Annotated in this window: 1 protein-coding gene; it reads right to left on the reverse strand. The window is 68.2% G+C overall.

Annotation, left to right across the window (positions count from 1 at the left end; genetic code table 11):
• Positions 1–245: hypothetical protein (locus tag NLU14_RS22710; protein ID WP_275710867.1), on the reverse strand; the 245-nt coding region annotated here is incomplete at both ends.

Raw genomic sequence — 245 nt, forward strand, 5'->3', positions numbered from 1 at the left:
AGCGCCTCGCCGAGCCGCGGGCTGGCGAGCTCGACGATGTAGAAGCCGGGCTGGCCGAGCGGGATGCCGACCACTTCGAAATCCTTGCCCTTGCCCGGCACGCCGATCTTCAGCGGCTTGCCCGTGGCGGAGGTGAGCAGGGGCTTAGCGCCGGTCTGGTTGATCCGCACGGTCTCGGTACCGCGCTTCACTTCGTCCGACTTGTCCTCGGCCGCATCGGCCAGCGCGCGGAACCATTTGGCGAT

Source organism: Marinobacter iranensis, assembly GCF_029207565.1.
Classification (GTDB): domain Bacteria; phylum Pseudomonadota; class Gammaproteobacteria; order Pseudomonadales; family Oleiphilaceae; genus Marinobacter; species Marinobacter iranensis.